General features: G+C 71.7%; 21 protein-coding genes and 1 tRNA gene. 12 read left to right on the top strand and 10 right to left on the bottom strand.

What is annotated here, in order from left to right:
* Window positions 1-95: 95 nt before the first annotated feature.
* From C8250_RS19325 to C8250_RS19305, 5 genes are all read left to right on the top strand, one after another.
* The gene (locus C8250_RS19325) at window positions 96-782 is read left to right on the top strand and encodes a LuxR C-terminal-related transcriptional regulator (RefSeq protein ID WP_138354692.1); all 687 of its coding nucleotides are present in this window, start codon (window positions 96-98) and stop codon (window positions 780-782) included.
* A gap of 256 nt (window positions 783-1,038) precedes the next feature.
* The gene (galT, locus tag C8250_RS19320) at window positions 1,039-2,082 is read left to right on the top strand and encodes a galactose-1-phosphate uridylyltransferase (RefSeq protein ID WP_138354691.1); all 1,044 of its coding nucleotides are present in this window, start codon (window positions 1,039-1,041) and stop codon (window positions 2,080-2,082) included.
* Window positions 2,079-3,077 (top strand): UDP-glucose 4-epimerase GalE, encoded by a 999-nt coding sequence (gene galE, locus C8250_RS19315; protein WP_138354690.1) that lies wholly within the window; start codon window positions 2,079-2,081, stop codon window positions 3,075-3,077. The genes galT and galE overlap by 4 nt, the downstream gene beginning before the upstream one ends.
* Window positions 3,074-4,216, top strand: coding sequence for a galactokinase (galK, locus tag C8250_RS19310; RefSeq protein ID WP_138354689.1), 1,143 nt, complete (start codon window positions 3,074-3,076; stop codon window positions 4,214-4,216). Before galE ends, galK begins: the two co-directional genes overlap by 4 nt.
* Before the next feature lie 395 nt (window positions 4,217-4,611).
* The gene (locus tag C8250_RS19305) at window positions 4,612-5,457 is read left to right on the top strand and encodes a response regulator transcription factor (RefSeq protein WP_244809204.1); all 846 of its coding nucleotides are present in this window, start codon (window positions 4,612-4,614) and stop codon (window positions 5,455-5,457) included.
* Here C8250_RS19305 and C8250_RS19300 read toward each other — a convergent pair.
* Window positions 5,416-5,913 carry a MarR family transcriptional regulator gene (locus tag C8250_RS19300; RefSeq protein ID WP_138354687.1) on the bottom strand — a complete coding sequence of 166 codons (498 nt, stop codon included), beginning with the start codon at window positions 5,911-5,913 and terminating at the stop codon, window positions 5,416-5,418. The genes C8250_RS19305 and C8250_RS19300 overlap by 42 nt on opposite strands.
* Window positions 5,914-6,025: 112 nt before the next feature.
* Here C8250_RS19300 and C8250_RS19295 point away from each other — a divergent pair, with 112 nt between their 5' ends.
* A complete protein-coding gene (locus C8250_RS19295; RefSeq protein ID WP_138354686.1) occupies window positions 6,026-6,850 on the top strand; it encodes a trans-aconitate 2-methyltransferase in 825 nt (274 codons plus the stop codon).
* Window positions 6,847-7,212, top strand: a complete 366-nt coding sequence (locus C8250_RS19290; protein ID WP_138354685.1) for a VOC family protein — start codon at window positions 6,847-6,849, stop codon at window positions 7,210-7,212. Before C8250_RS19295 ends, C8250_RS19290 begins: the two co-directional genes overlap by 4 nt.
* A 23-nt stretch (window positions 7,213-7,235) precedes the next feature.
* Here the strand turns inward: C8250_RS19290 and C8250_RS19285 are convergent, their stop codons facing one another.
* The 6 genes from C8250_RS19285 to C8250_RS19260 form a co-directional block, all read right to left on the bottom strand.
* The gene (locus C8250_RS19285; protein WP_138354684.1) at window positions 7,236-7,730 is read right to left on the bottom strand and encodes a hypothetical protein; all 495 of its coding nucleotides are present in this window, start codon (window positions 7,728-7,730) and stop codon (window positions 7,236-7,238) included.
* A 62-nt stretch (window positions 7,731-7,792) separates the two neighbouring features.
* Complete coding sequence (gene pth / locus C8250_RS19280) at window positions 7,793-8,377, bottom strand: aminoacyl-tRNA hydrolase (RefSeq protein ID WP_138354683.1); 585 nt, start codon at window positions 8,375-8,377, stop codon at window positions 7,793-7,795.
* 101 nt (window positions 8,378-8,478) lie between these two features.
* Window positions 8,479-9,078 (bottom strand): 50S ribosomal protein L25/general stress protein Ctc, encoded by a 600-nt coding sequence (locus C8250_RS19275; RefSeq protein WP_138354682.1) that lies wholly within the window; start codon window positions 9,076-9,078, stop codon window positions 8,479-8,481.
* Window positions 9,079-9,283: 205 nt separating this feature from the next.
* The gene (locus C8250_RS19270) at window positions 9,284-10,264 is read right to left on the bottom strand and encodes a ribose-phosphate diphosphokinase (RefSeq protein ID WP_138354681.1); all 981 of its coding nucleotides are present in this window, start codon (window positions 10,262-10,264) and stop codon (window positions 9,284-9,286) included.
* Window positions 10,265-10,432: 168 nt separating this feature from the next.
* Window positions 10,433-11,875, bottom strand: coding sequence for a bifunctional UDP-N-acetylglucosamine diphosphorylase/glucosamine-1-phosphate N-acetyltransferase GlmU (gene glmU / locus C8250_RS19265; RefSeq protein ID WP_138354680.1), 1,443 nt, complete (start codon window positions 11,873-11,875; stop codon window positions 10,433-10,435).
* Between the two features lie 110 nt (window positions 11,876-11,985).
* Window positions 11,986-12,057 (bottom strand) — tRNA-Gln (locus C8250_RS19260).
* A gap of 200 nt (window positions 12,058-12,257) precedes the next feature.
* Here C8250_RS19260 and C8250_RS19255 point away from each other — a divergent pair.
* Entirely contained in the window at window positions 12,258-13,241 is a 984-nt protein-coding gene (locus C8250_RS19255; RefSeq protein ID WP_138354679.1) for a fatty acid desaturase, read from the top strand.
* An 88-nt stretch (window positions 13,242-13,329) separates the two neighbouring features.
* Entirely contained in the window at window positions 13,330-13,935 is a 606-nt protein-coding gene (locus tag C8250_RS19250; protein ID WP_138354766.1) for a TetR/AcrR family transcriptional regulator, read from the top strand.
* Window positions 13,936-14,003: 68 nt separating this feature from the next.
* Here C8250_RS19250 and ppc read toward each other — a convergent pair whose 3' ends face one another.
* Complete coding sequence (gene ppc, locus C8250_RS19245) at window positions 14,004-16,733, bottom strand: phosphoenolpyruvate carboxylase (RefSeq protein WP_138354678.1); 2,730 nt, start codon at window positions 16,731-16,733, stop codon at window positions 14,004-14,006.
* 227 nt (window positions 16,734-16,960) lie between these two features.
* Between ppc and C8250_RS19240 the strand changes: the two genes are divergently transcribed.
* Window positions 16,961-18,358 carry a histidine kinase gene (locus C8250_RS19240; RefSeq protein WP_138354677.1) on the top strand — a complete coding sequence of 466 codons (1,398 nt, stop codon included), beginning with the start codon at window positions 16,961-16,963 and terminating at the stop codon, window positions 18,356-18,358.
* Between the two features lie 32 nt (window positions 18,359-18,390).
* On the opposite strand, the gene C8250_RS19235 is transcribed toward C8250_RS19240, so the two are convergent.
* Both C8250_RS19235 and C8250_RS19230 read right to left on the bottom strand, forming a co-directional pair.
* Window positions 18,391-18,882 carry an SUKH-3 domain-containing protein gene (locus C8250_RS19235; protein ID WP_138354765.1) on the bottom strand — a complete coding sequence of 164 codons (492 nt, stop codon included), beginning with the start codon at window positions 18,880-18,882 and terminating at the stop codon, window positions 18,391-18,393.
* Window positions 18,883-18,941: 59 nt separating this feature from the next.
* Window positions 18,942-19,442: a YwqJ-related putative deaminase gene (locus tag C8250_RS19230; protein WP_138354676.1), complete on the bottom strand. Its 501-nt coding sequence runs from the start codon at window positions 19,440-19,442 to the stop codon at window positions 18,942-18,944.
* Between the two features lie 253 nt (window positions 19,443-19,695).
* On the opposite strand from C8250_RS19230, the gene C8250_RS19225 reads away from it, so the two are divergent.
* Entirely contained in the window at window positions 19,696-20,493 is a 798-nt protein-coding gene (locus C8250_RS19225) for a sensor domain-containing protein (RefSeq protein WP_138354675.1), read from the top strand.
* Window positions 20,494-20,572: 79 nt separating this feature from the next.
* Window positions 20,573-21,598, top strand: a complete 1,026-nt coding sequence (locus tag C8250_RS19220) for an SMI1/KNR4 family protein (RefSeq protein WP_138354674.1) — start codon at window positions 20,573-20,575, stop codon at window positions 21,596-21,598.
* The last annotated feature ends 7 nt before the right edge of the window (window positions 21,599-21,605 follow it).

Raw genomic sequence — 21,605 nt, 5'->3', positions numbered from 1 at the left:
AACGGGCGGGCCGTGCGCTACGTACAAGTGGGGGCAGGACGTGGAGCCGCCGGGACCGGTCCCGATCGGTCCTCAGGGGGATAGGGGAACGCGACATGGGCGTACGTCTTGTCGTCATCGACGACCACCGGCTGCTGGCGGAGGCGCTCGCCTCGGCACTGAAACTGCGCGGGCACCGGGTGCTCGCCGCAGCCTCGCCGGCGGCGGGGGCGGCGGATCTCGTACTGAGCAGGTCGCCGGAGGTGTGTCTGATCGGCACGTCGTCCCCGGCCGATCCGGGGGTGTTCGAGACCGTCTCGCGGGTCAAGCGCGAGCGGCCGGCGGTGGCCGTGGTCGTTCTCGGGCCGGTGCCGAGCCCGCGCGGTATCGCGGCGGCGTTCGCGGCCGGTGCCTCGGGCTATGTGCGGCAGGACGAGCGCATCGAGGGCGTCGAGCGGGCCATGGTGAAGGCCAGGGCCGGTGAGGTCGCGGTCTCTCCGCAGCTGCTGCAGAGCGCGTTCGCGGAGCTGTTGAATCCGGTGGAGGAGCCCGACGACGAGGGCAGCCGGCTGCTGCAGATGCTCACACCGCGCGAGATAGAGGTCCTGATGAGGGTCGCCGAGGGTGAGGACACCCGGCTGATCGCCGCCGGGATGAGCATCGCCCCCAGCACCGCGCGCACCCATGTGCAGCGGGTGCTCATGAAACTCGGCGTCGGCTCCCGGCTGGAGGCCGCCGCGCTCGCGGCCCGTACCGGGCTGCTGGACCGGGTCGCGGCCGGGAGCTTCCCCTCCGGAGGCTGACCGGGCCGCCGTAGCCCGGGGCCCGAGCCCCCTGCCCGCGGTCCGATGCTCCACCCGCCGATGCTCCACCCGTCGACGCTCCACAGGCCGATGCTCCACGCACCGCTGCCCCCGCGCCCTGTGTGGGGGCAGCGGCATGTCGTCGTGCCCTCACTCACCGATCTGGCCAGGTCCTGGCTGGTGCATTGACGTCACTGTTGTTTTGTGGTTCATTGTGCGCGGTTATGTTGAGTAGGTTTGATGAGGGGTCTCCGGAGTGAAGAAGACGACGACCCGCCTGGCGGACGGCCGTGAGCTGCTCTACTACGACTCCCGTGACGACGTGGTGCGCGACGCCGTGGACCGGCGCCTGCTGGACGCCGTCGCCACCTCGGCCGAGCTGCGCCGCGATCCGCTGCTGGGCGACACCGTCGCCGTCGCCTCCCACCGGCAGGGCCGCATCTACCACCCGCCGGCCGACGAGTGCCCGCTGTGCCCGTCGCGCGACGGCCGGCTCAGCGAGATCCCGGCCGCCGACTACGACGTCGCCGTCTTCGAGAACCGCTTCCCCTCCCTCGCGGGCGACGCCGGCCGCTGCGAGGTCGTCTGCTTCACCTCCGACCACGACGCCTCGTTCGCCGACCTCACCCCCGAGCAGGCCGGACTGGTGCTCGACGCCTGGACCGACCGCACCGCCGAGCTGTCCCAACTCCCCGGCGTCGAACAGGTCTTCTGCTTCGAGAACCGCGGCAAGGAGATCGGCGTCACCCTCGGCCACCCGCACGGACAGATCTACGCGTACCCGTTCATCACCCCGCGCACCGAGCTGATGCTGCGCTCGCTGGCCGAGCACCGGGAACGCACCGGCGGCAACCTCTTCGACGACGTACTCGCGGATGAGCGTGCCGACGGCCGCCGTGTCGTGCTGGAGGGCGAGCACTGGACGGCGTTCGTCCCGTACGCGGCGCACTGGCCCTACGAGGTGCACCTCTACCCGAACCGCCGGGTGCCGGACCTGCTGCAGCTCGACGAGGACGCCCGCACAGAGTTCCCACATGTCTATCTGGAACTCTTGAAGCGCTTCGACCGGATCTTCGGGGAGGGCGAACCGCGCACGCCGTACATCGCGGGCTGGCACCAGGCACCCTTCGGGGCGGCCGACCGGTGTGACTTCGCGTTGCACCTTGAGCTTTTCACCGTCCGCCGCACTTCCGGCAAGCTGAAGTTTCTCGCGGGTTCCGAATCCGGCATGAGTGTGTTCATCAACGACGTGCCCCCGGAAACCGCGGCACAGCGACTGCGAGAGGTAGCGAGCCAGTGAGCACCCCCCTGAAGGTCCTGGTGACCGGCGGCGCCGGTTACATCGGCAGCGTCGTCACCGCACACCTGCTGGAAGCCGGCCACCGGGTCACCGTCCTGGACGACCTGTCGACGGGCTTCCGGGAGGGCGTGCCGGCGGGCGCGGACTTCGTCGAGGGGCGGATCCAGGACGCGGGCAAGGTGCTCGACTCCTCCTACGACGCCGTGCTGCACTTCGCCGCCTCCTCGCAGGTCGGCGAGTCGGTCGCTGACCCCGGCAAGTACTGGCGCAACAACGTGGCGGGCACCATGGAGCTGCTCGCCGCGATGCGCGAGTGCGGGGTCCGCCGGCTGGTCTTCTCCTCCACGGCCGCGACCTACGGGGAGCCGGCGTCCGTCCCGATCACCGAGGACGACGCGACCGCGCCGACCAATCCGTACGGCGCCACCAAGCTCGCCGTCGATCACATGATCACCGGCGAGACCGCCGCGCACGGGCTGTCCGCCGTCTCGCTGCGGTACTTCAACGTGGCCGGGGCGTACCGCTCGCTCTCCGGCGAGATGATCGGCGAGCGGCACGACCCCGAGTCGCACCTCATCCCGCTGGTCCTCCAGGTCGCGCAGGGCCGCCGCGAGGCGATCTCCGTCTACGGCGACGACTATCCGACGCCCGACGGGACCTGCGTCCGCGACTACATCCACGTGGCCGACCTCGCGCAGGCGCATCTGCTGGCGCTGGCCGCCGGCGCCGAGGGCGAGCACCTGATCTGCAACCTGGGCAACGGCGAGGGCTTCTCCGTCCGCCAGGTCGTCGAGACCGTCCGGCAGGTCACCGGTCACCCGGTCCCCGAGGTCACCGTCCCGCGCCGCGGCGGCGATCCGGCCGTACTCGTCGCCTCCGCCGACCGGGCCCGCCGGGTCCTCGGCTGGCGTCCGTCCCGGCCGGATCTCGCCGAAATCGTCCGGGACGCCTGGGCGTTCGCCCAGCGCGGGGAGAACCAGGAGACCGCCAAGTGACCGTGTTCGAGAAGGTGTTCGGCACCGCTCCGGAGGGCGTGTGGGCCGCCCCCGGCCGGGTGAACCTGATCGGTGAGCACACCGACTACAACGACGGCTTCGTGATGCCGTTCGCGCTGCCGCACACCACCGTGGCCACCGTCGCCCGCCGCGATGACGGCCTGCTGCGGCTGCACTCCGCCGACATGCCCGGCGGCATCGTCGAACTGCGGCTCGACGAGCTGACACCCGGCAGGGACGACGGCTGGGCCTCGTATCCGGCGGGTGTGGTGTGGGCGCTGCGCGAGGCGGGCCACCGGCTCACCGGCGCCGACATCCACTACGAGAGCACGGTCCCCACCGGCGCCGGCCTGTCCTCGTCGGCCGCGCTGGAGGTCGTCACCGCTCTCGCCCTCGACGACCTGCACGAACTCGGCCTGGAACGGCCCGCGATGGCCCTGCTGTGCCAGCGCGCCGAGAACGTCTACGTCGGAGCGCCCACCGGCATCATGGACCAGACGGCGTCCGCCTGCTGCACCGCGGGCCACGCCCTGTTCGTGGACACCCGCGACGGCTCGCAGCGCCAGGTGCCGTTCGACCTCGCCGCGGAGGGGATGCGGCTGCTCGTCGTGGACACCCGCGTCAAGCACGCGCACAGCGACGGCTCGTACGCCGAGCGCCGTGCCGGGTGCGAGGCCGGCGCCGCCGCCCTCGGGGTCCCCGCGCTGCGCGACATCCCCTACGACGGCCTGGCCGCGGCCCTCGACCGGCTGCGCGCGGGCGGTCAGGACGACACGATCCTCGGTCTCGTCCGCCACATCGTCACCGAGAACCACCGGGTCGAGCAGGTCATCGAGCTGCTGGACGCCGGCCGTACCCGGGACATCGGGGCGGTTCTGACGGCGGGCCACGTCTCGCTGCGCGACGACTTCCGTATCTCCTGCGCCGAGTTGGACCTCGTCGTGGACAGCGCGAACGCCTCCGGTGCGCTGGGCGCGCGGATGACGGGCGGCGGATTCGGCGGCTCGGCCATCGTCTTCGCGGAGAGCGACGCCGCGGAGAAGATCACCGAGGCGGTCGTCTCGGCGTTCGCCGCCGCCGGCTACCGGGAGCCGCGGGTCTTCACGGCGGTCCCGTCGGCGGGCGCCCGCCGCCGGTAGCCCGCCACGTGTCGTCCGGCCGGCCGGGCCACCGGCCGGCTGTCCGGGCGTTCCGGCGTCCCAAACCCCGGCCGGCCGGAAAGAGCGGGGGACCCGAAGCACCAACGTTCCCGCGCGCCCCGCGTGTTGGCCGAATGCATCCGCTGCTACCGGCCGACTTCTGCCAATCGGGCGCTATTGGCGTCCCCGGCCCCTACGCTTCTGACACAGCGCCGGTGGGGGCCGGCGCCATCAGGGGGCGAGACGCAAGGATTCGGCACCCGGAACGGGTACCGCAGGCGGGGCACGACGGCGGTCGTGCGGTACTGCGGTGGAAGATCCTGTTTCCGGGCGCCGGATCCCATGCGATCGCAACCCCAACCGTGGGGGAGAGCAACATGCCGGGAGTGGGGCCCGTGGGACGCATTCGTGTTCTCGTCGTCGACGACCACCGGATCTTCGCCGAATCACTGGCGGCCGCACTCGCGGCGGAGCCGGACGTCGATGTGTCGGCAGCCGGCAGCGGCCCTGCCGCGCAGCGCTGTCTGGAGCGCGCGGTGGCCGACAACCGAAGGTACGACGTGCTGTTGGTGGACGCCGACCTCGGTGCGGTGTTCCGCCCGCCGGGAGGCGCGGTGGGCGCGGCAACGCTGACCGCGGTGCCGCGGATCGTGCCGGAGCCCCGTCAGGCGGACCACCCGGGCGGCCCGGCCGCCCCCGCGATCCCGGACCATCTGATCGACGGGATCGGCCTGGTGGAACGGGTCCGCGCCGAGCATCCCTCGACGCGCACCGTGGTGCTGGCCGAGCGGGACGACGCCCGGCGCGCGGCCCGCGCGCTGCAGGCGGGGGCCTCCGGCTGGGTCGCCAAGGACTGTTCCCTGTCACGGCTGCTGGCCGTGATGCGCGGGGTGCTGCGCGACGAGACGCATCTGCCGCCCGCGCTGCTCACGGGCGTGCTGCGGGAGCTGACCGCGGCTCGCCGGCACCGCACCGAGAGCGAACGGCTGGTGGAGTCGCTGACGCCGCGCGAGCAGGAGGTGCTGCGCTGCATGGTGGCGGGGCTCGGCCGCAAGGCGGTCGCCGAGCGGCTGTTCCTGTCCCCGCACACCGTCCGCACCCATATGCAGAACGTGCTGGGGAAGCTGGGCGTGCACTCGACGCTGGCGGCGGTCGCGCTGGCGCGCCGGGCCGGCGTCGGACCGGTGGAACTGGTCCCGTCAGCCGGGGATGTTGTCGAACGGAGCGGTCAGCTGTCGTAGCAGCGCCGCGAGGTCGCCGCGCTGGCGGTCCGTCAGTTCACCGAGGATGGACCGCTCCTGGGCGAGCAGCCCGGCCAGCGCCTGGTCGGCGCGCTCGCGCCCCTCGGGGGTGAGCCGGACGAGCACCCCGCGCCGGTCCGAGGGGTCCGGCAGCCGTTCCACCAGGCCCTTCTTGGCGAGTCTGTCGATCCGGTTGGTCATCGTGCCGGAGGTGACCAGCGTCTGCGTGAGCAGCTGCCCGGGGGAGAGCTGGTACGGGTCGCCGGTGCGGCGCAGCGACGTGAGCACGTCGAACTCCCACGGCTCCAGGCTGTGCTCGGAGAAGGCGAGCCGCCGGGCCCGGTCCAGGTGCCGGGCCAGCCTGCTGACGCGGCTGAGCACCTCGAGTGGTTCCACGTCGAGGTCGGGGCGCTCTCGGCGCCATGCAGCGACCAGCCGGTCGACCTCGTCCTCCATGACGATCAGTGTAGTGGTTCTGTCGATATGAAGTCTCTTGACGTCAAGATAAAAATTGAGGCACCGTAGAGGACGTCAGCAGATCCACCGGATCCGTCAGGGAGGCAGAAACGTGCCGGCAGCAGCACCCGCCTGGGACCCCCAGCAGTACCTGCACCACACCGACCACCGCACCCGCCCCTTCCACGAACTGCTCGCCCGGGTGCCCGCCCTCCCGGGGCAGGCGCCGCGCATCGCGGACATCGGCTGTGGTCCCGGCAATGTCACCACGCTGCTGAGCGGCCGCTGGCCGGCCGCCCGCGTCACCGGCTTCGACAACTCGCCCGAGATGCTGGACGCGGCCCGCGCCTACGCCGGCCCGACCCCCGGCGGCGGACAGCTGGACTTCCGGCCCGCCGACGCCGCGCACTGGGCTCCCGACGAGACCTACGACCTGATCATCGCCAACGCCGCCCTGCAGTGGGTCGAGGGCCATGCGGAGCGCTTCCCCGACTGGCTCGACCACCTGGCCCCCGGCGGCACCCTCGCGTTCCAGGTCCCCGGCAACTACGACGCTCCCAGCCATGTGCTGCTCGCCGAGCTGTGCGCGTCCCCGAGGTGGCAGGCCCGGCTGGGCGGCCGCGCCGACCGCCGCGTGCTCACCCTCGAACCCGAGGAGTACTTCCAGCGCCTGAGCTGCCTGGGCTGCGAGACCGACGTCTGGGAGACCACGTACCTGCACCATCTGCAGGGCCCCGACCCGGTGCTCGAATGGACCAAGGGCACCGCGCTGCGCCCCGTGCTGACCGCGCTCGGGAACGACGCCGCCGCCCGCGAGGAGTTCCTCGCCGAGTACGGCGAGCTGCTGCGCACGGCGTATCCGGCCGGTCCGCACGGCACCGTCTTCCCGTTCCGGCGGATCTTCGTCGTCGCGCGCAAGGCAGGGGTGGCCGCGTGATCAGCGCTCTCGACCACGTACAGCTCGCGGCACCGCCCGGCGGCGAGGACGCGCTGCGCGCCTTCTACGGGGACGTCCTCGGCATGACCGAACTCCCCAAGCCGCCGGTGCTCGCCGCCCGGGGCGGCTGCTGGTTCGGCTCCGGCGCGGCCCAGATCCACATCGGGGTCGAGGAGGGCTTCCGCCCGGCCAGGAAGGCGCATCCGGGCATCAGGGTCGACGGCATCACCGCGTACGCCCGGCGGCTGGAGGAGCGCGGCGCGACCGTCGTGTGGGACGACAACCTCCCGGGGCACCGGCGCTTCTACTCCGACGACCCGTTCGGCAACCGCCTGGAGTTCCTGGAGCCCGACCCCTCCTGAGCGGCGCGCTGCGCAGGCGCCCGCTACAGCAGGGCGAAGGCGGCGACCATCAGGGCCGCGCCCGCCAGGCCGGCCGTCCAGGCGCTGCGGGGCATCCGCAGGCCCCCCGCGAGCACCAGGGCGGCCAGCAGGAGGGCGCCGCCGAGCGGGACCCAGGCGTACAGCACGCCGGCCCAGCCGGTGCGTACGACGTCGTCGGTGCCGGGTTCCACGGCGACCTTGAGCTTCTCGCCGGTGCGGTGGGTGACGGACCGGGTGATGGTGACCCGGGGCCGCGCCGTGGCGGCCCCGGCGGGGGCGAAGGGGCCGGTGCAGGTCTTGTCGCCGCAGGCCGCCACCGTCATGGTGCCGCGCTCGCGGCCCTTGGAGAGCATCACGTGCTGGGCCGTCCCCCAGGACACCCACACACCCGAGGCGAGCAGCAGGGCGACCGCCGCCGACAGGATCACGGCCTTGCCGACGAGCAGCACGCCCCAGGCACTCTCCGCCATCCGGCGGGACCGGCTCCGTTTGACCATGCGGGCGATCTTTGGCCATGACACGCCATGGAGTCAACCGCCGCGGCCGACGGCGGCCGGAGTCAGCTGTTGTACGTACTCTGGGCCCGCTCCAGGCCGTCCGAGATCAATGCCTCGACCGCGTCGGCGGAGCGGTCGACGAACCAGTCCAGCTCCTTGCGCTCGGCCGAGGAGAAGTCCTTGAGCACGAAGGCCGCCACATCCATCCGGCCCGGCGGCCGTCCGATGCCGCAGCGCACCCGCAGATAGTCGGGACCCAGCGACTTGGTGATCGACTTCAGGCCGTTGTGGCCGTTGTCGCCACCGCCCAGTTTCAGCCGCAGTGTCGGGTAGTCGATGTCCAGTTCGTCATGGACGGCGATGATCTGCGCGGTGGGCACCTTGTAGAAGTCGCGCAGTGCCGTGACGGGCCCGCCGGAGAGGTTCATGAACGTCATCGGCTTCGCCAGCACGACCCGCTGTCCGCCGATCCGGCCCTCGACCACCTGGGCGCGGCTCTTGTGGGTCTTGAACCTGCTGCGGATCCGCTCCGCGAGCAGATCGGCCACCATGAAGCCGATGTTGTGCCGGTTGCCGGCGTACTCGGGGCCGGGGTTGCCGAGCCCGGCCACCAGCCAGGGCCCCTCGGGGGCGGGTGAACTGCTCATGCTCATGCCGTCCATTCAAGTCCACTGACGTCGCAACCCGAACCGCCGCCCCGCTCCGGTGGGAGCGGGACGGCGGTACGGGACAGCGGAGGCCAGGAGGATCAGGCCTCGGTGGTCTCGCCGGCCGGGGTGGCGGACTCGTCCGCCGGCTCCTCGGCCTGCGGGGCGACGATCTGGATGACGACGGTGTCGCCGTCGATCGTCAGCACGGTGCCTTCCGGCAGCGTGATGTCCTTCGCGAGGATGGCGGCGCCGGCCTCCAGGCCCTCGATGGAGACGGAGACGGAGGTCGGGATGTGGGTGGCCTCGGCCTCGACCGGGAGGGCGTTGAGGACGTGCTCCAGCAGGCCGCCGCCCGGGGCGAGCTCGCCCTCGGTGTGCACGGCCACCTCGACGTTGACCTTCTCGCCGCGCTTCACGGTGAGCAGGTCGACGTGCTTGAGGAAGCCCTTGATGGCGTCACGCTGGACGGCCTTGGGGAGCACGAAGGTGGTCTCACCCTCGACCTCGAGGCTGATCAGGACGTTCTTGGTGCGGAGCGCGAGCAGCAGCGCGTGACCCGGAAGGTTCACGTGCACCGGGGTGGCGCCGTGGCCGTAGACGACACCGGGGACCAGGTTGGCGCGGCGCGCACGACGGGCGGCACCCTTGCCGAATTCGGTGCGGACCTCGGCGCTGAGCTTGACCTCGGATGCGGACATGAGAATCACTCCTCGTAAAGAGACGACTGGCTGGGACACATGTCGCCCGGCCCACGACGGGGGCCGATCCACTTACGAGGAGCGCGCCGATAACGGAGACGAAAAAGCCTCCCTCGCCGAGCAAACTCCAGGAGTCTACCCGGCGGGGAGGCCTTGACGAAATCGATCAACGTCCGGTCAGGACCGGACGCGGTCGATCAGTGGTTCAGTGCGAGGCGCCGTCGAAGAGGCTGGTGACCGAGCCGTCCTCGAAGACCTCGCGGATCGCGGAGGCGAGCGTCGGGGCGATCGACAGCACCGTGATCTTGTCCAGCTCCAGCTCGCCCGGGGTCGGCAGCGAGTTGGTGAAGATGAACTCGCTCACCTGCGAGTTCTTCAGCCGGTCGGCGGCCGGGCCGGAGAGCACACCGTGCGTCGACGCCACGATGACGTCCTCGGCGCCGTTCGCGAACAGGGCGTCCGCGGCAGCGCAGATGGTGCCACCGGTGTCGATCATGTCGTCGACGAGCACGCAGATGCGGCCCTTGACGTCACCGACGACCTCGTGGACCGTCACCTGGTTCGCGATGTTGGGGTCGCGGCGCTTGTGGACGATCGCCAGCGGGGCGCCGAGCCGGTCGCACCAGTTGTCGGCCACGCGGACGCGGCCGGCGTCCGGGGAGACGATGGTGAGCTTGGAGCGGTCAACCTTGGCACCCACGTAGTCCGCCAGCAGCGGCAGGGCGATGAGGTGGTCCACCGGGCCGTCGAAGAAGCCCTGGATCTGCGAGGCGTGCAGGTCCACGGCGAGCAGCCGGTCGGCACCCGCGGTCTTGAACAGGTCGGCCATCAGCCGGGCCGAGATCGGCTCGCGGCCGCGGTGCTTCTTGTCCTGGCGGGCGTAGCCGTAGAACGGCAGGATCACGGTGATGCGCTTGGCGGAGGCCCGCTTCAGCGCATCGATCATGATCAGCTGTTCCATGATCCACTTGTTGATCGGAGCGGTGTGGCTCTGGATCACGAACGCGTCGCTGCCGCGCGCGGACTCCTCGAAGCGGACGTAGATCTCGCCGTTGGCGAAGTCGAACGCCTTGGTCGGGACGAGGTCGACACCGAGCTGGTGGGCCACCTCCTCCGCGAGTTCCGGATGAGCGCGTCCGGAGAAGAGCATCAGCTTCTTCTCACCGGTCGTCTTGAGCCCGGTCACACCGTCTCCTTGGTTGTACGGGTCTACGGGGGTTTCGGGGGCAACCCCCGTGAAGACTCAGTTAAGACTCAGTTCGCGGGTTCGTCCTGTGGACGTCAACCTGCGGCATTCTGTGCATCTCTTACGGTACGCCCCGCCGGGGCGGGTCGTGACCCGGCGGGAGTGCCGTTACTCACCCTGACCGGCTCGTTCGGCGGCCTCCGCGGCGGCGCTTCCGGGGCGCTTGCGGGCGACCCAGCCCTCGATGTTCCGTTGCTGGCCACGGGCTACGGCCAGCGAACCGGCCGGTACGTCCTTGGTGATCACGGAGCCCGCGGCGGTGTAGGCGCCGTCCCCGACTGTGACCGGCGCCACGAACATGTTGTCGGAGCCGGTCTTGCAGTAGCTGCCGATCGTGGTGTGGTGCTTGACCTCGCCGTCGTAGTTCACGAAGACGCTCGCGGCGCCGATGTTCGTGTACTCGCCGATCGTCGCGTCGCCCACGTACGACAGGTGCGGCACCTTGGTGCCCTCGCCGATCGTCGCGTTCTTCATCTCGACGTACGTGCCGGCCTTCGCCTTCGCGCCGAGCCGGGTGCCGGGGCGCAGGAAGGCGAACGGGCCGACGGTGGCGTGCTCGCCGATCTCGGCGCTCTGCGCGACCGTGTTGCTCACCTGGGCGCCCGCGCCCACGGTGGTGTCGGTCAGCGTGCAGTTCGGGCCGACCTCGGCGCCCGTGGCCAGGCTGGTGGCCCCGTACAGCTGGGTGTTGGGCAGCACCAAGGTGTCGGGCGCGAACTCGACGGCCACGTCGACCCAGGTCGAGGCCGGGTCGACGATGGTGGCGCCGGCCAGCATCGCCTCGTTGAGCAGCCGGTCGTTGAGCGTGCGGCGGGCCTCGGCGAGCTGCACCCGGTTGTTGATCCCGGCGATCTCGCGGTGGTCCGCGGCGACCGCGGCGCCCACCCGGTGGCCGGCCTCGCGCAGGATGCCGAGGGTGTCCGTGAGGTACTCCTCGCCCTGCGCGTTGTCCGTCGTGACCTTGCCGAGCGCGTCGGCGAGCAGCTGCGCGTCGAAGGCGAAGACCCCGGAGTTGATCTCGGCGATGGCCAGTTGGGCCTCGTTGGCGTCCTTGGTCTCGACGATCCCGGACACCGAGCCGTCGGCGGCCCGCACGATCCGGCCGTAGCCGGCCGGGTCCGGCACCGCGGCGGACAGCACGGTGACGGCGTTGCCGTCGCCCTCGTGCGTCGCGACCAGGGAGCGCAGCGTTCCGGCGGTCAGCAGCGGGGTGTCGCCGCAGGTGATCACGACCGTGCCGGCGAGGACGACGCCCTGGCCCGACAGCGCCTCCAGCGCCATCCGGACCGCGTGCCCGGTGCCGAGCTGCTGGTCCTGCACGGCGGTGCGGGCGGCGGGGTCGATCTCGGCGAGGTGGGCGCCCACCTGCTCGCGGGCGTGGCCGACGACCACGACGAGGTGTTCCGGGTCGAGCGCGCGCGAGGCGGCCACGACATGGCCGACCAGGGTGCGCCCGCAGATGGCGTGCAGGACCTTGGGGAGGGCCGACTTCATGCGGGTGCCCTCACCCGCGGCGAGGACGACGACAGCAGCCGGGCGGTTGGGGCTCACGGAAGGGGCTCCTCGGCTTTGGGTGACGGACACCCGCAGGATACCGGGGGGTATGGGCGGGGAAACACGGGCGGGTCCCGGCCGTGAAGACCGGGACCCGCTACCACAAGCTCCGCCGCCAGGACTCGAACCCGGACAAAGGGCACCAAAAGCCCCGGTGCTGCCAATTACACCACGGCGGACCGACACGCCTGAGCGCGCCTGCGCGTCCCTACTATGCCGCAAGCGACCACGTGAACGCGACGAGGTTCCGGGGTACACGAGCTACAGGGCGTCAGCCCTCCGGGCCTATTGCCTGTTGACGCGACGCTGACATACTTACGTCGCCGTAGGTTACGGTTCCGTAGTAAATCCCCCCATACACCCCCGGTGAGGGACCCTCATGACCGCACAGGCCGACGTGATCACCGAGCCCCGAGACCCCGGGCCCGGCCAATTCGTAACCCTCGCCACCCTTGGTGGCGACAACAAGGGGATGACCGAGCGCATCACCCTCGGCGCCTTCATCGGTGTCCCCTTCGTGGCGCTCGTCGCCGCGATCCCGCTGGCCTGGGGCTGGGGGATGAGCTGGCTGGACCTCGGTCTGATGGTCGGCATGTACTACATCGGCTGCCACGGCATCACCATCGGATTCCACCGGTACTTCACGCACGGCGCCTTCAAGGCCAAGCGCCCGCTGCGGATCGCGCTCGCGGTCGCCGGTTCGCTGGCCGTCGAGGGCCCGGTCGTGCGCTGGGTCGCGGACCACCGCAAGCACCACAAGTACTCCGACGCGGACGGCGACCCGCACTCGCCGTGGCGCTACGGCGAGACCGTGCCGGCCCTCATGAAGGGCCTGTGGTGGGCCCACATCGGCTGGATGTTCGACACCGAGCGGACCCCGCAGGAGAAGTACGCGCCGGACCTGATGAAGGACCCGGCGATCAGGATGATCTCCCGGCAGTTCCTGCTCTTCACCCTCGTCTCGCTCGCGATCCCGCCGCTCGTCGGCGGACTGCTGACGATGACCTGGACCGGCGCGTTCACCGCGTTCTTCTGGGGATCGCTCATCCGGGTGGGCCTGCTCCACCACGTCACCTGGTCGATCAACTCGATCTGCCACGCCGTCGGCGACCGCCCGTTCAAGTCCCGTGACCGGTCCGGCAACGTGTGGTGGCTGGCCGTGCTGTCCTGCGGCGAGTCCTGGCACAACCTGCACCACGCCGAGCCCACCTCGGCCCGGCACGGCGTGCTGCGCGGCCAGCTCGACTCCAGCGCCCGCATCATCCGCTGGTGCGAACAGCTCGGCTGGGCGAGTGACGTCCGGTGGCCCAGCAAGGAGCGGATCGCCGCCCGGCGTAAGGAGAGCGTCAGTGAAGCGGCATGATTGACGCGTGAGCGACGGCAGCAGTACGAGCGGCGAGGGCCCGGACGGAACGACGGGTACGAACGCTCGGCGCGTGCGCCGGGTACGGATGACGGGCAAGGAGCGCCGCGAGCAACTGCTCGACATCGGCCGCACGCTCTTCGCCGAACGCGGCTTCGAAGGCACCTCGGTCGAGGAGATCGCCCATAAGGCCGGGGTGTCCAAACCGGTGGTCTACGAGCACTTCGGCGGCAAGGAAGGGCTCTACGCCGTCGTGGTCGACCGCGAGATGCGCCGGCTCCTGGACATGGTCACCAGTGCTCTCACCGGCGGCCATCCGAGGGAACTTCTGGAACAGGCGGCGTTCGCGCTGCTCGACTACATCGAGCAGTACACCGACGGGTTCCGGATCCTCGTCCGGGACTCGCCGGTCGCGCAGTCCACCGGCACCTTCGCGTCCCTGATCAGCGATATCGCCACCCAGGTCGAGGACATCCTCGGCATGGAGTTCAAGAACCGCGGCTTCGAACCCAAGCTCGCGCCGATGTACGCCCAGGCGCTCGTCGGGATGGTGGCCCTGACCGGCCAGTGGTGGCTCGACGCGCCGCAGCGGCCCGAGAAGGCCGAGGTCGCCGCCCACCTGGTGAACCTGTCCTGGAACGGGCTGTCGGGCATCGAGCCCAAGCCGCGCCTGATCGGGCACCGCAAGAGCTGAGCAGGCGAAAGCCCCCGGACGTCGCGTCCGGGGGCTTTCACCTGTCCTGTGCCGTGCCCGGTGCCGGGTCAGCCGGTGTTGCGCAGACCCGCCGCCACACCGTTGACGGTCAGCAGCAGGGCACGTGACAGCAGCGGGTCCGCCTCCTCGCCCCGGGCGGCCGCCTCGCGCTGGCGCGAGAGCAGGGCGACCTGGAGGTACGAGATCGGGTCGAGGTACTGGTCGCGGATGTGGAACGTCTGCGCCAGCGCCGGGTCGCCGGCCAGCAGCTCCTTCTCACCGGTGATCCGCAGCACTTCCTGGACGGTGAGCGCGTGCTCGGCCTCGATGGTGTCGAAGACGTGCTTCAGCTCGTCGGGCACCAGGGTGTCCACGTAGTGCCGGGCGATCCGCAGATCCGTCTTGGCCAGCGTCATCTCGACGTTGGACAGGAAGTTGCGGAAGAAGTGCCAGTTGGCGTGCGCCTCGTCGATGACGGAGCCGAGGCCGGCGTCCCGCGCGGCCTTGAGCCCGGAGCCGACGCCGAACCAGCCCGGGACGATCTGCCGGGACTGCGTCCAGCCGAACACCCACGGGATGGCCCGCAGCCCGTCCAGGCCCGCGCCGGAGTCCGGACGGCGGGAGGGACGGGAGCCCAGGTGCAGCTCGGCGAGCTGGTCCACCGGGGTGGAGGCGAAGAAGTACGACGGCAGGTCCGGGTCCTCGACGAGGCGCCGGTACGCGTTGTGCGCCGCGTCCGAGATGGTGTCCATCGCCGCGTCCCAGCGGGCCAGCGCCTCGTCGGACTGGCGCGGCGAGGTGTGCAGCGCGGAGGCCTGCAGCGTCGCCGCGACGGTCAGTTCGAGGTTCTCGCGGGCCAGCGACGGGATCAGGTACTTGTCGGAGATGACCTCGCCCTGCTCGGTCACCTTGATCTCGCCCTCCAGCGTGCCCCACGGCTGCGCGAGGATCGCGGTGTGCGAGGGGCCGCCGCCACGGCCGACGGTGCCGCCGCGGCCGTGGAAGAGCCGCAGCCGTACGCCGTAGCGGTGCGCGACATCGCGCAGCCGGCGCTGGGCGCGGTGGATCTCCCACTGCGAGGTGGTGATACCGCCGAACTTGGAGGAGTCGGAGTACCCGAGCATGACCTCCTGCACATCGCCGCGCAGCGAGACCAGCCGGCGGTACGACGGGTCGGCGAGCATCTCGTCGAGGATCCGGTCCGCCTCCTTCAGCTCGTCCGTCGTCTCCAGCAGCGGGACGATGCCGATCTGGGCGACGCCGCCGTGCAGGTCGATCAGACCGGCCTCACGGGCCAGCACCGCCGCGGCGAAGACATCGTCCGCGCCCTGGCACATCGAGATGATGTACGACTCGACGACCTCGGGGCCGAAGCGCCCGAACGCCTCGCGGATGGTGTGGAAGACACCGAGGGTCTTCGCGCCGGCCGCGTCCAGCGGGGCCGGGGTCCCGGCCAGCGGACGGCGGGAGCGCAGCTCCTTCGCGAGCAGCTTGCGCCGGTAGTCGCGCGGCATGTCCGCGTACCGCCAGGACTCCTCGCCGAGCCGGTCGAAGAGCTGGCCGAGCGCGTGGTGATGGGCGTCCGCGTGCTCGCGGACGTCCATCGTGGCGAGCTGCAGCCCGAAGGCGGCGAGCGTGCGGATGGTGCGTTCCATCCGGCCGTCCGCCATCAGCTCACCGCGGTTGGCACGCAGCGAGGTCTGGATGAGCGCGAGGTCCTGCAGCAGCTCCGCGCTGCCCAGGTAGTCGCGGCCCGCGACGTGCGCGCTGCCGGCGGCGAGCCGCTCGCGGGTGTTGACGAGCTTCTGCCGGACGCACGTGGCCTTGAGGCGGTACGGCTCCTCAGCGTTCAGCCGCTTGTAGCGCGGGCTGATCTCCGGAAGCGCCGCCAGGTCGGCGTCGAGCGAGGTGAGCAGCTCCGGGGTCGCGCCGCAGTTGCGGATCGAGTTGGAGAGCGCGCCGCGCAGGAAGTCGACCAGTTCCAGGGCGTCGGTGATGCCGTGCTCGTGCTGCAGGATCAGGACGTCCCAGGTGACCTCGGGGGTCACGTTCGGGTTGCCGTCGCGGTCGCCGCCGATCCAGGTGCCGAAGGTCAGCGGGCGGGTCTCGGGCGGCAGCGGCACACCGACCCGCTCCAGCTCGGCCGACAGGTCCTCGAGGACGTCACCGACGGCCCCGGCGTGCAGCTCGTCGAGGTAGTAGATCGCGTTGCGCGCCTCGTCGGCGGGCTCCGGGCGCACCACGCGCAGCTCGTCGGTCTGCCACAGCAGGTCGATGTTCTCGGCCAGCCGCAGGTCGGCGCGGCGGCGGTCGCCGGTCCCGTCCTGGTGCGCGTCGAGCAGCTCGGCGATGCGGCGCAGCTTGTTCAGCACGCTGCGGCGGGCCGCCTCGGTCGGGTGCGCGGTGAACACCGGCCGCACATTGAGGTGCTTGACGGTCTCGCGGACGTGGTCCGGGTCGGCGTCCTTCATCAGGTCCGCCGTCTGGCTGAGCAGACCGCCCTCGGAGGCGCGGCGGGCGCGCAGCTCACGGCCGCGGTGCACCTGCTCGGTGACGTTCGCCAGGTTGAAATAGGTGGAGAAGGCCCGCACCAGCTTCGCGGCGGTCTGCAGGTCCGTCTTCCCGAGGAGGGCGGCGGCGGCCTCGCCGTCGGAGCGGGTCAGGGCCCGCACCTTCTCGACGAGGTCGAGTAGCTCCTGGCCCTCCTGGCGGACGAGCGTTCCGCCGAGGAGTTCGCCCAGCCGGCGGATGTCGGCGCGCAGGGCTGGGCTGTCCGTTGCGTTGTCGGCGCTGCTCACAGGTGCGGCTCCTAGTGCAGGGGGATGGGCGACGGCTGATCTCCCCGCCGGTGGATGGGCGGAGTGGGGCGGACCGCGCTGTCCGACCCGACCAGGATAGGTCGGGTCACCGCCGGGCACGGCCCCCGCCCATCTGGCGGACACCCCTATGCGCCGACGGCCGCCCCCCTGGCCGCCCCAGGACACCGGACCCCTGCCCGCGCGGTACACGGCCTAGGCTGGACCGTATGAGTACGACGGGGGCGCACGTACCGGATGACAGGGGTGGGGGCCGGGCCCGGCCCGGCCCGTGGTGGTGGCCGAGGCGGCGCAGCCTCGTGCTCGACGCGACGCTGGCCGCTGTGTCGGCGCTCGAATGCTTTGTCGAAGGGGCGTCCTTCGCGGAGAAGGCCGGGATCGAGCCCGGCATCGGCGCCGTCTTCGGGCTGCTCGTCGGCGCGTCGCTGCTGCTGCGCCGCCGCTGGCCGATCGCGATCGTCCTGATCGCCATCGCGGTGACCCCCGCGCAGCTCGGGTTCCTGCTCGGCATCGTCGGCCTCTACACGCTGGCGGCCTCCGAGGTCCCGCGCCGCATCACCGCCACCCTGGCCGGGATGAGCGGGGTCGGCACGATGATCGTCGCGTTCATCCAGATGCGCGACAGCCTGCGGCAGGACAGCAACACCCCGATGCCGGTCATCGTGATCACCTCGGTCCTGATGGCCCTCGGGCTGACCGCGCCGCCGGTGCTGCTCGGGCTGTACGTCCGGGCCCGGCGCCGGCTGGTGGAGAGCCTGCGGGAGCGTGCCGACGGTCTGGAGCGGGAACTGACGCTGCTCGCCGAGAAGGCGACCGAGCGGGCGGAACGGGCCCGTTCCGACGAGCGGACCCGGATCGCCCGGGAGATGCACGACGTGGTCGCGCACCGGGTGAGCCTGATGGTGGTGCACGCGGCGGCGCTCAAGGCCGTCGCCCTGAAGGACCCGGAGAAGGCGTCCGCGAGCGCGGAGCTGCTGGGGGACATGGGGCGGCAGGCGCTCAACGAGCTGCGCCAGATGCTCGGCGTCCTGCGGACGGCGCAGGTGGTGAACGGCGCGGGCACCGGGAGCACCCTGGCCTTCACGGAGCTGGGCAGCGGCAACGCTTCCGGGGCGGCGCTGACCGCCGGGCCTTCCGACGGGGCGGGCAGCGGGCCGCAGGCCGGCGCCCGGCAGCCGGACGGCCCGTGCCTCGCCGAACTGGAGGCGCTCGTCGAGGAGTCCCGCGCGGTGGGGATGCGCGTCGAGCTGACCGTCGAGGGCGAGGTCCGGGCGTGCGAGGACCAGGTCGAGCGGACCGCGTACCGCGTCGTCCAGGAGGCCCTCACCAACGTTCACAAGCACGCCCCGGGCGCCGGTACCGAGGTGCGGCTCGCCTACCGGGAGGCCGAGGTCGCCGTCCGCGTCGAGAACGGCCCGTCCGACGGCTCACCTGCCGCGGCACTGCCCAGCGGCGGCCACGGCCTCGTCGGGATGAAGGAGCGCGTCACCGCGCTCGGCGGCGGCTTCGTCGCGGGGCACACCGAGGCCGGCGGCTTCCGGGTCTCCGCCATGATCCCGGCGCTGCCCGTCGTCGCGGTGCCCACCGGACCGCCGGCCGCCGGCTGAGCGGACGGCCGGGCGGGCGTGCCGGGCAGCCGTCAGGCGGTGGTCAGCCGGTTCGGCCGGCCGCCGCTGACCAGGGTGGTCAGGGCGCTGTCGATGTCGGCGCCGAGATACCAGTCCCCGGTGTGGTCGATGGCGTAGACATGGCCGTTCGCGTCGATCGCGAGCAGCGAGCCCGAGCCCATCTCCTCGCCGAGCGGGGACACCTCGGTCTCCAGCGCACGGCCGAGGTCGGCGAGGGTCCTGGCGAGATGGAGTCCGCGCAGCGGGTTGACCAGGACCGGCGTCGGGGCGATCTGCCGGCCGGGGCCGGTGGTGGCGGGTATGGCGAGGCCGCCGAACTCCGCCCAGGCCTCCACGGCCGCCGGGGAGACGGCGTGCGTGTGCCCGGCGGGGGAGGAGTGCGCCCGCAGTGCGTCCGCCCACACCTCGGCCTGCTTGATGTCCCAGCGGCCGGGCTGCCAGCCGGCCGACCGCAGGGCGGCGTCCACACCGACCGGGAACCGGGTGCTCGGGGAGCTCGGCATACCGGCGGCGTGGTTCACACCGTTCACGCTGTTCGGGTCCCGCAGGGCGTTCGGGTCGCTCACGCCGCCTCCGCCGACGGGTCGACCGGCCGCACGCCGAAATGCGCCAGCAGCGGCCCGCAGGAGCGGCAGGGCGGCGCGTACGAGCCGTGCTCGGGGTCACCGTCCTCACGTATACGGCGGGCGGTGAGCCGCGCGCCACGCAATGCCTTACGGGCCTCACTCTGCGTGAGCGGCTTGCGGGCCGCGCGCTTGCTGCGCGAGGCGTCCACGGCGGAGAGGAACCGGGAGAGCAGCACGGGCTCCGGACAGCGTCCGGTGAAGCGCTCGCGCTGGGCGACCGGCAGGGTGTCGAGGAAGTCCTGGACGATCGGATGCAGCGCCGGTGCCTGCTCGGCCTTGCTCCCGGTGCAGGTCAGCACCTCGTCGCGGATGGACAGCGCGGCGGCGACGGCCGGCAGGATGCCGTCCCGCCGGTGCCGCAGAACGGGTGGCCCCGCGGTGTCGGCGCCCATGGCACTCCAGGTGAGCCGCGGATCCGCGGCGTCCGTTGTCTGCATGGTGGTGCGTCCTCCTGTCCGCCCGCCGGAGCGGGCGATCCCCCGTTTACAAGACTCAGAGTGCCAAAGGTGTCAGGAGGTGGGGAAGTCGGGTGCGGTGTGCGGAACATCCTGTGTGTCCCATGTCACCGTGGTGTGACGGATCGTCGGCGGAGTGGAAACGGCTTGGACGGGGCAGCAGATGGGCCGGAAGGATGGGCCGCAGCTCGCATTCGCGGGCGGAACGTTCCGTCCACGAGGGAGAGTTGCCGGCATGCGCGCTCGGTCCCGCACCACCACTCGCACCAATGTCCGTATCCGCCAAGCCGTCACGGCCGCCGCCGTGCTGCCCGTTCTGGCACTGGCCGCCGCCTGTTCCGGCGATGACGGCGGGAGCGGCGACGGGAAGGGCAAGGACGGCGCGACGACGGCTCCCGCGACGTCCGCGGCCGGGTCCTCGACGGGGGCCGCCAAGGCGCCGCTGACCGCAGCGCAGTTGAGGTCGGCGCTGGTCAAGGGCACCGAGGTGCCCGGCTACAAGATCGAGGCGTCGAAGAACGAGGCGATGAGCCCCGACGACGTGATGACGACGGACAAGCCCGAGTGCCAGCCGCTCGCCGATCCGCCCAGCACCCGGCCGAAGTACGCGCGCAAGGCGTTCGTCGGCGCCTCGGTCGGCAAGATCGACCCGGCCAATCTGCCGGCCGGCGTCGAGCTGACCCAGATGCTGCTCGCCAGCCACGCCCCCGGTGAGGCCGGGAAGATGGTCGCCGACATCCGGCAGGCGCTGGACAAGTGCACCGCGTTCACGGCCACCGACGGCACCGGCAAGAAGATCCCGTTCGCGATCCGGAAGGGCCCCGCGGTCACCGTGGGCGACGAGGCCGTCTCGTACGTCATGGCGGACACCGGCGACAAGGAGGGCGGCACGGCACTGGTCACCGTCGTGCGCACCGGCGACGCCAGCGTCACGTATCTGTCGGTGAAGGGGACCGGCCAGGCGGGCGACCCGCCCCTCGTCGTCGCCCGCAAGCAGGACACGAACCTGAAGGCCGCGGAGGCCGCCGGCTGAGCCGGACGGGGGCGGAAGCCGACCTTGCCACACCCCATAGGCTGTGTTCATCAGCCAGACGCAGCAGGGGGCAACCGCCATGACGACAGGTCGGCCAGGGCTGGGGGCACCTCCCAGCCCCCGGACCGGGGGACGGACCGTGCCACCGAACGCGGCCTACGCCGGTCAGGTCGTGCACTTCCCGGACCCGGTGCGCGCCGCCCGGCACCCCCAGGGTGTCTGGGTCGACGACGACGGCTACCCGGATTTCTCGGCGTTCGCGAGAGCGGCGGCGGAGATCGCGGAACCGCCCGAGGGCTTCGGCGTGGACGAGCTCCGGCTGACCGATTGCGTGTCGGCCAACGCCGCGATGCACGCCGCGGGACACGAGTTGTGGGGCAGCCTGCCGCCCGTCGCGACCCCGCACGGCTGGACCTGGCACCACGTCGCGGGCACCCGGCGGCTGGAGCTGATCCCCGTCGAGGTCAAGGCCCTGCTGCGGCACCACGGCGGCCTCGCCGTCTCGACCGCCGACCACTCCAAGCGCGGCACCCGCCCGCTCCAGGAGACCCGCCCCGTGCACTTCGGGCTGCCCAAGGCGACGCCCCACCAGAGCGGTGTGGCGGTCACCGAGCAGCAGGTCCTGGACGTCGAGGAGGAGCTGGGCTACCGGCTCCCCGGCGCCTACCGCACCTTCCTGAAGGCGGCCGGCGGCTGCGCCCCGGCCGGGGTCGCGCTCGACCCGGACCTGGGACTGCTGCTGGACCAGCCGTTCTTCACGGTGCGTGACGAGGCCGCCGTCAACGACCTCGTGTACGTCAACAAATGTCTGCGCGACCACTTCACCAAGGACTACCTGGCCATCGGCTACGTCCAGGGCGGAGTGCTCGCGGTGAAGGTCAAGGGCGACAGCACCGGCTCGGTCTGGTTCTGCGCCTACGACGACGCGCGGGACGGCGACCACTGGTCGTCCCCGCAGGAGCGGGTCGCGGAGCTGCTGCTGCCGTGCGGTGACTCGCTCGACGCGTTCCTGCTGCGGCTGGCGGGAAATCCGCCGGAGTTGGAGACAGTGGCGAACCTGATGGTGGACGGTGGCTTCGCCAGTGCCGTCCCGGTGGAGGGGTGAAGCAGGG

The sequence above is a fragment of the Streptomyces sp. So13.3 genome (assembly GCF_005860785.2).
GTDB classification, from domain to species: Bacteria; Actinomycetota; Actinomycetes; order Streptomycetales; family Streptomycetaceae; genus Actinacidiphila; species Actinacidiphila fildesensis.
The sequence above is the reverse complement of the archived record's forward strand: the minus strand, read 5'-3'. Positions and strand labels throughout refer to the sequence as shown.